An 11,847-nucleotide genomic window follows, 5' to 3' on the forward strand; every position below is an offset into this window, starting at 1 on the left:
GTTCAGTGCAGGTGAACTTTATCGGTTGTTAAACGAAGTTCGACATTTTTTCTGACAAAATCAATAAAAAACCCGTCATTATCAACAGGTTACATTTGTTAATAACTCATATTAAATTCTAAGTTCAGAATTCAAAATTCTGAATTGAATTTTTAACTTTGTTACTTTAAGAAATTCAATGGAACACTTTGTAGTATCAGCTAGAAAATACAGACCCCAAACGTTTAAAGACGTTGTTGGTCAGCAAGCTATTACAAATACATTATTGAATGCTATAGAAAATAATCATTTAGCACAAGCCTTATTATTTACTGGGCCTCGTGGTGTTGGTAAAACAACATGCGCCCGTATTTTGGCGAAAATGATTAATAGTGATGGTACTGAAACCGGCGATGAAGATTTTGCTTTTAATATTTTTGAACTAGATGCTGCTTCTAACAATTCTGTTGATGATATTAGAAGCTTAACTGATCAAGTTCGTATTCCGCCACAAGTTGGAAAATATAAAGTGTATATCATTGACGAAGTACACATGCTCTCACCAGCCGCTTTTAATGCGTTTTTGAAAACTTTAGAAGAGCCACCAAAACATTGTATTTTTATTTTAGCTACAACTGAGAAACATAAAATTATTCCAACTATTTTATCGCGTTGTCAGATTTTTGATTTTAAAAGGATTACGGTTAAAGATGCAAAAACGTATTTGAAATATATAGCTGGAGAACAAGGTATTACTGCTGAAGATGACGCCTTGCATATTATTGCGCAAAAAGCTGACGGCGCCATGCGTGACGCCCTTTCTATTTTTGATAGAGTGGTTAGTTTTTCAGGTAAAAATCTTACTAGACAAGCCGTTACCGAGAATTTAAACGTACTTGATTATGAAACCTATTTTACTAGTACCGACCTTATTTTAGAAAATAAAATCCCTGAATTATTACTACAATTTAACAATACGCTTTCAAAAGGTTTTGATGGGCACCATTTTATTGCTGGATTAGCCTCTCATTTTAGGGATTTACTAGTTAGTAAAACGCCAGAAACTATAGAATTACTTGAAGTTGGAGACCAAACCAAAGCCAAGTATTTAGAACAATCAAAAAAAGCCTCCCAAGAGTTTCTTATGCAAGGTATAAATCTTGCTAACGATTGTGATCTCAAATACAAAACTAGTAAAAATCAGCGCTTACTTGTTGAATTATGCCTTATGCAACTAGCCTCTATCACTCATGATGGAGAAAAAAAAAATAGCAAACATTACATAATTCCAGCATCTTACTTCAGAAAAAAGGGTATTACGCCTATACCAGTTACTATTCCTGAGAAAACTGAAAATGCTATCACTTCCGCGCCCGCCTCGCCGTCAGGCAGGAAAGCGAAAAAAGAAAAACCTGAGCCTTTAGAAAACATTTCAGAAGTTGTTGAGCAATTTCAAGTAAACGAACCTCCAAAAATTGTTTTAAAGCAAGATTCAAAACGAGCATCCGGACTTTCATTATCAAGTATTAGAGCAAAAAAAGAACATCTTATTAAACAAATGGATGTGGTTATTGATGAGGAAAACTTACCAAAAGAGCCATTTACTGAAAAAGAACTCATCAACGTTTGGAATACTTATATTGAAAAGTTAAGGCAAGATGGTAAACATAATCTAGCCTCAATTTTAGCCATAGATACCCCAAAAATAAAAGACAATACTATTCATTTAGAATTTCCAAATGAAACAAATAAAGTTGAGGTGGAACGCCAACAATACGATCTTCTAGCTTATATAAGAAAGACATTAAGTAATTTTGACATCAGTTTATCTATAACCATAAATGACGTTATGGAAAAGAAATATGCGTACACTGCAGCTGATAAATTTGAAAAATTAAAAGAAAAAAATCCTAATATTGACCTTTTAAGAAAAACTTTCGATTTAGATGTTTAGAAAAGATTTTAGACCGCTTTCGCTTATAGAATTAAGAAATAATACTTGGTTACAACTTCATATCAAAATTTGCTTTTAATTTGTATTTAATTACTGAGTACATGACAAAAATTGATAATATATCGGATGTTAATCTGAGCGCAGTCGAAGACATTGGAAATATCGTATTCAAAAGCATTTCGACTGCGCTCAATGTGACACTTTTATATTTTTGTCATATACTAAAATTTAATTATTAAAAATGAAAAACAATATTCTTCTATTATTCATATTAGTGTTTGTTTGTTTAATGAATTGTGATGGCAGAAGTAGAGTTCATCAAACTAATACTCAAGTTTTACCTGAAAATAATCTTTTGAACGCTTTTAATGAACACATTAAATTTGTTCCAGAAACTAAAGTTGAAATTGTTACGGATACCATTTTAAGTAATGGCTTTCAAATAAAAATAATATATAATTCTATTGAAAACAGCTCTGTTTCAAAAACCGTAAAAACTAAAAATAATACAACTTCAAAAATAAATTATAGAAATTTTGAAGCTAAACTTCATATTTTAAAAAATGGTTCAACTATTAATCAATCGGTCATAAATAAAAAACTTTTTGATGCGTTTGAAAACACTTCATTTTGGGAAGCGGCCATAATGCAGCATGTTTGGATAGACTATGAAGCTTCAACAGAACGTGAATTGTATTTAAACACGGCTTTCCACATTCCAAATACTAAAACATATAAAGATTTTGTATTGAAAATAGATGAACGAGGGACCATTCAAATTAAAGAAAATAACCGTTCTGCTAATATTATATAAACCATGTTAGGATTAAAATTACCAACAGACCCGCGTTGGGTAAATATTGTTGAAAAAAATATAGAAGAAATACTAACTGATCATGCCTTTTGTGAGCAAAAAGCAACAAGTACAGCCATTTCGCTTATAGTAAGTTTTCCCGAATATACAGAGCTGGTTCAAGAAATGGTAGCTCTGGTTAAAGAAGAAATAAGCCATTTTAAAATGGTGCATGACAAAATTATAGAACGTGGTTGGACTTTAGGGCGTGATAGGCGTGATGACTATGTTATTCAATTATTAAAGTTTTTCCCTAAAGGTGGTAGTAGAACAACACAACTCGTTCATCGCTTACTATACGCAGCCCTAATAGAAGCTAGAAGTTGTGAGCGTTTTAGACTACTTTCAGAAGCATTAGAAGACAAGGAGTTAGCAGATTTTTATAGAAACCTTATGGTTAGTGAAGCCAACCATTACACCATGTTTTTAGGGTTTGCTAGACAATATGGCGAAAAAAAAGAAGTTGACACCAAATGGCAACAACTTCTTGAATATGAAAGTATTATTATTAGTAATTTAGGCACTAGCGAAGCTATACACGGTTAATATTAGACGAAAGAGAATAGACCGCTTTGCTTTTAGAATAAAGACTTAATTGTACTAACTGAAAACATTATAAATCTCATTGCTAATATTCCTTACATCATAATTTATAAGTGTGTTTTTTTGTTCTAATAAATAATAAAAATAGTAGTGTCCGATTAAAGAATCAAGACCACTTCGCTGTTAGAACCAAGAACAAAGACTTGATTGTAACTAATTGATAAACAGTAATTTTTAAATTCATAACTTTCTAAAAAATAAAATTTTTCAGTAATCGCAAAAAGCAAGCCCCTCTTTTTTATAAGCCCTGAAAACTTAGGGTTCGCAAAGGTTTTCTTTAAGCCAAATATTTTTAGTCGGACAATAATGTAATAAAAACTAGAACTTATAGCCAACCCCTAATTGAATATTTCTGTTTTTTGCAACGATTCCTGATATTTCGTCAAAAACGTTTCTAATACCGTAGTTATATCTAACATCCACAAAAATGGCATAGTTAATTTTATAGTCGGCACCAATAACCGCTGAATATGCAAGGTTTTTCATGCCATCATCAGTTTTGTAAACTTTCAATCCTATTTGTGGACCTAAACCTGCATGGAACTTTTCACTAAATCTAAACCTGAATAAAACTGGCATTTGTATATAATCTAAATTTAAAGGTTCAGCATTAGCGCCTTCAGCAGAAAACTGTATTTCTGGAACTAACGATAAGGTTCTTGATAAACCAATATTTGCTAAGAAACCAATATACATACTGTTTCTATGCTTATTATCCATAGTAGGCGTACCTTCAAAATCTAAATGTGAAATGGTATAACCTGCTCTAACACCATATTTTATTCCGCTAGAAGCTGACCATTTTTCTAGGACTTTTGCAGTATCCTTAGCTTTTTCAGAAGCCTTCAATTCATCCTTATCTTGAGAAAATCCGTAAAATGAAAAACCAAGTAGTACTGTTAATAGTAATAATTTTTTCATCTGTTTGTTGTTATTTAGTTTAATCTATCAGATGTAATTTGCCAAAATATATTTAAGTTGGAAGTAACATAAATCTTGAGGCTTATTTCATTATTAATAGATTTGGGTTATTATTAATAGCAATTATGCAGGTACGAAGATATATTATAAATTTAAAAAATGACAATTATACAAGCTAAAGTGCAGAATTTTACTGTGTATTACTAGAAACTGTATCATAGTAAATACTTTTAATGATACCATCTGCAAGTCCTATTTTTGGTACATAGATGTTTTTAGCACCACTCCATTTCATAGCAGAAAGATAAATTCTCATAGCTGGAATAATAACATCTGCCCTATCTTGATTCAAATCAAGTTCAGTAATACGCTCTTCATAAGAATAGGTTTGAAGCATGTTATAGTATGATGTCATATAAAAATATGTAAGTGGTTTCCCCATAGTTTTTCCAGATATTTTAAAGATTTTATTAATATTTCCACCAGATCCTATAACATCAATTTTATGGTAACCTTTTGAATGACTTCCAATCCACTCTTGTAATTCTAGCCATGTTTCTTTTTTAACTATATCGTTCAACAGCCTAACAGTTCCAATTTTAAACGATCTAGAAGCCACCTGTTTTCCCTGATCGATTACTGTAAATTCTGTACTTCCTCCACCAACATCAACATACAAATATGTTTTATTAGGGTCTATATATTTGTTCAAATCTGTTGCAGCAATAATAGCAGCCTCTTCTTCTCCGCCAATAACATCAATGCTTATTCCTGCTTGCTCTAAAACCAAATCTACTATTTTCTTACCATTTGCAGACTCTCGCATTGCTGATGTAGCGCAAGCTTTATATTTAACAACTTTATGAGATGTCATAAGCAGTTTAAAAGCAAGCATGGTGTCTAGTATACGTTGTGTGTTTTCTTTAGATATTTTATTCTTAATGAAAACATCTGCCCCTAAACGAATTGGCACACGAACAAGAGAGTTTTTTTTAAACTGAACTGGTTTCCCTTTTTGTTCAATGATGTTTGAAATAAGTAGTCTGACCGCATTTGATCCTATATCTATAGCGGCGTATTTTTTTATTGAGAGCATCTTAGTTTTCTAACTTTTTTAAATAATAATCATAAATAGCAAATTGCGATCTTATTTTTTCCTTGTCATCTATTTTATATTCATTTTCTATAGAAGTGTTTAAAAGTCGTGCTTTTACATTGTCACTCCAAGATAAATTAAACCCATCAAGTATTTCTTGTTTAATAGCTTCATCATATATAGGACAACTTACTTCTACTCTATTTTCAATATTTCTGGTCATCCAATCAGCCGATGAAATATACACCTTTTGATTACCATTATTGCCAAAAATATAAATTCGAGAATGTTCTAAAAATTTATCAACAATACTTATGACTTCAATATTTTCACTCATTCCTTTTACACCAGGAATTAAAGAGCAAATACCTCTTACAATCATTTGTATTTTAACGCCAGCTCTACTGGCTTCATACAATTTATCAATCATGTTATAGCTTGAAATACTATTCATTTTTAACCGAATAAAACCTTCTTTTCCAGCTTTAACACTTTCAATTTCATTATCAATTAATCTAAAAACTGAAGATTGTGTATAGTGAGGTGATGTTATGAGATGCTTATATCTATATATTTTGTAATTAATTTGAAAGAAACTAAACATTTTGTTTACGTCTTTTAAAATCTTTTGATTTGAGGTGAAAAGCGTATGATCTGTATAAATTTTTGCCGTAGATTCGTTAAAATTACCTGTGCTTATAAAACCATATCGTTTCATTTTTTCATCTTCTTCTCTCTCAATAACACACATTTTACTATGCACTTTTAAACCTAGAACACCAAAAATTAAGTTTACACCTTCATCTTCCATTTGTTCAGCATAATCAATATTAGCTTGCTCATCAAAACGGGCACGAAGCTCAATTGATACTGTTACGGCTTTGCCATTAATTGCAGCGTTTATAAGAGAACTTGCAATATGAGAAATTTCTGCAAGCCTATAAATAGTGATTTTTATAGTTTTTACTTTTGGATCTAAAGCAGCCTCTCGCAAAAACTTAACGATATATGAAAATGTCTGGTAAGGTGCATATAGTAGGTAATCTTTTTTTGCAATGGCTTCGAATATACTGGCTTCCAAACTAAGTCCTTTTATAGGTAAAGCTTCAATTTTATCATATAACAAATCTGTTCTACCTAAACTGGGAAACTTCATATAGTCTCGTCTATTATGGTAACGTCCTCCTGGTATTATACTATCAGTAGTATCTATGCCCATTTTCGACATTAAATACTCTAAGGTTTCATTATGAATTGTTTTGTCATATACAAAACGAAGCGGTTCACCTATTTGCCTGTCTTTAACACTAGCCGATAATTTATCTATAAAACTTTTGCTTAAATCACTTTCAAAATCTAACTCAGCATCTCGGGTTATTTTGATCATATGGGCTGAAATACTGTTATAATCAAAAATATTGAAGATATCACTTAAACAATAACGCAATAAATCGTCTATCATGATGATATAGTTTTTATCTCCTTGTTTAGGCAATTCTATAAATCTATCTATATTTTTTGGTATTTCAATTAAAGCATATTGCCTTTCATCGTTAGGTATAACTAATCTAACCGCTAAATAAGCTGCACTATCTTTTAAATTAGGAAGAACAACTAAATCATTTAAAATAATAGTTACTAGAGCTGGACTTACATTTTGAATAAAATAACGCTTGATAAAATCGTGCTGAATGCTATCAATTTGAGTCTCATCAATGATATAAATATTTTCATCTTCTAATTTAGACTTGATGCTTTTTAATGTATCTAAACTTTCGCTTTGTTGTTTAATTACCGTTTGAGTAATAATTTCAAGTAGCTCTTTAGCTTTAATTCCTCCTAATTGATTTTTACCTCCTTTTCCTGCCTCAACAATTCTTTTAACAGTGGCATACCTAACCTTAAAAAACTCATCAAGGTTATTTGAGAAAATCCCTAAAAAGCGTAAACGCTCTATTAAAGGTACTGTTTCATCTGAAGATTCTTGTAGTACTCTAGCGTTAAACTGTAACCAACTAATCTCTCTATTTATGTAACTATTATTGTTTGAAACCTCGGGTTTTGTCATTAAAGTTTTATTTAATTTTACTACAAAACAAATATATTGTATTTAAGTAGAATAATACTTTTTTTAAACTTTAAGCTATCATAAAATTTTTATAATTTTCAGAAAACTTTTAATATAATTTAGAGCTTTAAATCTCTTGGGAATAAGGTTATCAAAGTCTTGCCTGGTTTTAATTCGTTCCAATGATCCATATCAAACTCAATTGCCACTAGCCCACTTGTAGGAACATTATCAATATATTTATCGCCATAAGTATTAACAAAAGCTGTTATGGCATAATTGTGGCCAAAAAGCATAAGTGTATAAATCGTATCATCACAAGATTTAATAATTCGTATAAGATCTGTTCCTGAAAAATCGTATAAATCATGATTAAATTTAACGATGTTTTCTTCAATATTTAAATTTGATATAAAAATTTCTGCTGTAGTTTTTGCACGTATCGCATCACTAGATATCACTAAATCTGCTGTTAAACCTTTGCTATTAAAGGATTTAGAAACCAAATTAGCATCTTTCAACCCTCTCCTTTTAAGTGGTCTTTGATGATCTGTCACATCGTGTTCCCACGATGATTTTGCATGTCTTACCAATATTAATTTTTTCAAAATTCTCGATTAAATGCATTTTTTATCGATAAAAAGTTGTTTTATTCGATAAAATTCAATTTATTTGCTTGATTAAAGTATATAAAAATAACATATAATTATAATTTAAATATTAAAAAAATACAAAGCTCACAGAACCAGCTATTTAAAATAAATACGCTCGATGAACCAAAATATAAAATCGACGAACACAATTTGAATGTCGTTTCATCGAAATTATTAGTTTATTAACACGTTTTTTTGATTAAAAAATTACTTATGTCGTTTTTTGTTGCACCTGCTAAATTCTAAAATTATGACCGCAAATCGAACTTTTAATGAAAATACAGCATTTTTTTCAATGCTTCTCCCTCGTAGTATTTCCCTCAAAAATTTATTATTGTTTGTTTTTTTGTTAGTTAACGTACGTGACTAATTCATTTATTTGGTGTCATTTATAACAAAGATTTTAATCAGATTCATAAACTGGTTAACCGTATAAAGAAATAAAAAATTATTATTGATAGAATTATAACTAATTCTAAAATATAAAGTAATAACGAAGGAAAATAACCTACTATGAAAACAATTTTTACACTATTAATATTACTATTTTGTGTTGTATCATCACACAGCCAAAATGATATATCAATTAAGCTTTTAGAAAAACCCTCTAATGCGTTAAGTGATTCTGAACATAATTATTTATTTGAAATAAAAAACAACAGTAATAAGGAGTTTAAAAACTTAAATATTTCTGTTAAAAATGTTTCTTGTTATAATAGTACTAGTAAATCATATAAAGATGAATCTTCTTCAAAGAAATACAAATCAAATTTAGATTCTTTTGTATTAAATAAAGATAAACGATCAGGTCTTAATCAATTGAATTCAAAAGGACAATCTACAATTAACTTTTATGTAAGGCTTTCTACAAATAAGAACACAAGACTTAATTCAGCAAACTGTTTTGAAATTTTTATAAAGAATAATAAAGGTAAAGGCATATTAAGTAATGTCATAACCATAGAACGATTAATTCCAGATCCAAATGATTTTAATTAGTAAACTAATTAATCGCTAAAAAAATAAAAAGGGGCACATGAAAAATTTTACTCTTTTCTCAAATAAAAATAAAGTACTCACTATAATTGTACTTCTTTTAGGCTTGGCTTCTTTTGCGCAAGTTCAAAAAGAATTTAAATCTAGGTGGGATGGCACTGTAAACGGAAACCTTTCTACAATTGGAAATAATATGCTTTCTAGAACGGCTACTGGAGCCTATAATGGAACTAACGGCAATCATGATTATTCTGATAATGTATATGTAGATATTGATGGGTTTTTTGATGGTGATGGAGATTCAGCAGATGATACCTTTAACTCTAGTAGTGCTAATTTTTCTAATCCTGAACCATTAAACAATTGTTTATCAATTAAAAAGGCTTATTTATATTGGGCTGCTGCAGATAAGGAGCCAACATCAGACTTAAATAGTGAAAACCAACCCAATTGGAAATATAATGAAGTTTTACTCATGTTACCAGGAGAAACTACTTATAAAAAATATGGTGGAAAAAAAATTTATAGAGGTCGTGATAGCCATTTTAGTAATGACCCCTATGTATGTGTAAAAGAGATAACCGGTGATGTTAAAAATTTAACATCATTTTATGGTAAATATCAAGTAGCTAATGTTGAGGCAAAAACTGGTAGTCTAAATTCTCATCCAAGTGGTAGAACTGGTACATCAGGAGGTTGGCAAATAGTATTTATTTATGAAAGCCCAGCATTAAATGCTAAAAATATTTCCATTTTTGATGGATATGCCCATGTTACAAGAGACGTCAATAATTTTGACGTTTTAGTTGACGGATTTCAAACAATTCCTTCGGGTCCTGTTAAAACTAAAATGCTTATTGGAGCATTAGAGGGAGATAGAGATTTATCTGGAGACCAGTTACAAGTAAAAAATGCAGCAGGTAATTTTGTTAGTATTTCTACGCCTTCGAGACCAGTAAATAATTTCTTTAACAGCAAAATCACTCAAAACGGAGCCGATTTTGTGGATAGAAACCCGATGAGTTTAAACACTTTAGGATTTGATGCCGGTTCTTTTGATTTAAACAATCCTAATAACGAAATTATTTCAAATAATCAAACAAGCGCCATATTTAGGATGACATCTAATCAAGAAACATATGGGCTTTACCTTTTAGGTATGGCTGTTGATGTTTTTGAACCTTCAATCAACCCTTTAAAGTTAAATTTAGATACAACAAACCTAACGGAAAATCCTGGAGGAATTATTCCTTTTCAATTTAAAATACAAAACACAGGAAATGACAATGTAGAAAATCTTGTAATTTCAACTACATTAGGTGCGCAATTAAATCTTAACACACCTGTTTCATTGCCTAATGGTGTTTCATATACTTATAACACTTCCACTAAGTTTTTAGAATTTAAAGTTGCTAATGGTACATTGAATGTGGGATCGCCAGAATTAATTGTTAATTTTAATTTAGTTGTTGCAAACGAATGTTATTTTTTAACTACAAATTGTGATTTGGCACTAGAATTACAATTTTCAGGAGCCTATAATGGTATTTTAAACCCGAAAACACAAAACACCTTGTCTTCTGAATCCTTGGATGGTTGCGGTATAGGAAATGAATTGCCAACAGTCATTAATATTACGCAACCAGTTGCTAATTGGAGAACAGTTCCAAAGGCTTTGGATAGAACTATTCGATGTAACGATGCAGTCGAGTTAGCTATAGCTCAAAGCCTTGTCCCAGAAATTGATAAGTGTTTATTCACAATTACTAAAACTTCAGGAAGTTTTGTGGCAACCACTTGTGGCAGTGGAACATATACTAATACATGGTCATTTACAGATGCCTGTGGTGTAACAAGTTCTCCGTATATACAGACTATCACTGTTGAAGATACTACAGCTCCTACTGGAACTGCTCCTTCTGATATTACTGGACTACAATGTATATCTAATATACCTGTCGCTGATATTGCTGCAGTTACTGATGAAGCTGATAATTGTGGTGGTGCTGTTGCTGTAACCGTGGCAGACACCAATAATGGTGGACTTGGTACTACTTTAAGTCCATATATCGTTACCAGAACTTATACTCTTACGGATTGCAGTGGTTTAACAACGAATCTTGTACAAAACATTATCGTTATCGATAATACAGATCCTACCATTTCATGTCCTGCCGATGTCGCAGTGGATGTAGATGCAGGCGCATGTTTTGCCACAATAACCTTAACAGATCCAACAACTTCTGATGATTGTGGGATCCTGAGTGTAACCAATGATGCACCGGCAACCTATCCGGTAGGAACAACGACAGTAACTTGGACGGTAACAGATAATAATAACAATACTTCAACCTGTACACAGGATGTCGTGGTAACTGATAATGTCAATCCTTTAATTACTTGTGCTGCTGATGTTACCGTAAATGTTGATGCAGGGGCGTGTTTTGCCACAATAACATTAACAGATCCAACAACTTCTGATGATTGTGGAATCCTGAGTGTAACCAATGATGCACCGGCAACCTATCTGGTAGGAACAACGACAGTAACTTGGACGGTAACTGACAATAATAACAACACCGCAACCTGTACTCAGGATGTCGTGGTAACTGATAATGTCAATCCTTTAATTACTTGTGCTGCTGATGTTACCGTAAATGTTGATGCAGGGGCGTGTTTTGCCACAATAACATTAACAGATCCAACAACTTCTGATGATTGTGG

Annotated in this window: 9 protein-coding genes; 5 read left to right on the top strand and 4 right to left on the bottom strand. The window is 31.3% G+C overall.

Features of this window, described 5'->3' with window-relative positions:
- Positions 1–178 precede the first annotated feature (178 nt).
- The 3 genes from AAC024_RS14620 to AAC024_RS14630 all read left to right on the top strand — a co-directional run bounded on the left by AAC024_RS14620 (position 179) and on the right by AAC024_RS14630 (position 3,332).
- On the top strand, positions 179–1,933 hold the full coding sequence (locus tag AAC024_RS14620) for a DNA polymerase III subunit gamma/tau (RefSeq protein WP_339896238.1): 1,755 nt from the start codon (positions 179–181) through the stop codon (positions 1,931–1,933).
- Positions 1,934–2,174: 241 nt separating this feature from the next.
- A complete protein-coding gene (locus AAC024_RS14625) occupies positions 2,175–2,747 on the top strand; it encodes a hypothetical protein (RefSeq protein WP_339896239.1) in 573 nt (190 codons plus the stop codon).
- Positions 2,748–2,750: 3 nt separating this feature from the next.
- Positions 2,751–3,332: a tRNA-(ms[2]io[6]A)-hydroxylase gene (locus AAC024_RS14630; protein ID WP_339896240.1), complete on the top strand. Its 582-nt coding sequence runs from the start codon at positions 2,751–2,753 to the stop codon at positions 3,330–3,332.
- A 375-nt stretch (positions 3,333–3,707) separates the two neighbouring features.
- Here the strand turns inward: AAC024_RS14630 and AAC024_RS14635 are convergent, their stop codons facing one another.
- The 4 genes from AAC024_RS14635 to AAC024_RS14650 form a co-directional block, all read right to left on the bottom strand.
- Complete coding sequence (locus AAC024_RS14635; RefSeq protein WP_339896241.1) at positions 3,708–4,310, bottom strand: porin family protein; 603 nt, start codon at positions 4,308–4,310, stop codon at positions 3,708–3,710.
- 190 nt (positions 4,311–4,500) lie between these two features.
- On the bottom strand, positions 4,501–5,406 hold the full coding sequence (locus tag AAC024_RS14640; RefSeq protein ID WP_339896242.1) for an exopolyphosphatase: 906 nt from the start codon (positions 5,404–5,406) through the stop codon (positions 4,501–4,503).
- A 1-nt stretch (position 5,407) separates the two neighbouring features.
- On the bottom strand, positions 5,408–7,474 hold the full coding sequence (gene ppk1 / locus AAC024_RS14645; RefSeq protein ID WP_339896243.1) for a polyphosphate kinase 1: 2,067 nt from the start codon (positions 7,472–7,474) through the stop codon (positions 5,408–5,410).
- Positions 7,475–7,593: 119 nt separating this feature from the next.
- Positions 7,594–8,082 (bottom strand): histidine phosphatase family protein, encoded by a 489-nt coding sequence (locus tag AAC024_RS14650; RefSeq protein ID WP_339896244.1) that lies wholly within the window; start codon positions 8,080–8,082, stop codon positions 7,594–7,596.
- 558 nt (positions 8,083–8,640) lie between these two features.
- Here AAC024_RS14650 and AAC024_RS14655 point away from each other — a divergent pair.
- Together AAC024_RS14655 and AAC024_RS14660 are read left to right on the top strand one after the other, a co-directional pair.
- On the top strand, positions 8,641–9,126 hold the full coding sequence (locus AAC024_RS14655; protein WP_339896245.1) for a hypothetical protein: 486 nt from the start codon (positions 8,641–8,643) through the stop codon (positions 9,124–9,126).
- Positions 9,127–9,163: 37 nt separating this feature from the next.
- The coding region (locus tag AAC024_RS14660; RefSeq protein ID WP_339896246.1) for an HYR domain-containing protein at positions 9,164–11,847 on the top strand (2,684 nt) is incomplete at its 3' end.

Source organism: uncultured Algibacter sp. (assembly GCF_963976535.1).
In the GTDB taxonomy this organism is placed as follows: Bacteria; Bacteroidota; Bacteroidia; order Flavobacteriales; family Flavobacteriaceae; genus Algibacter_B.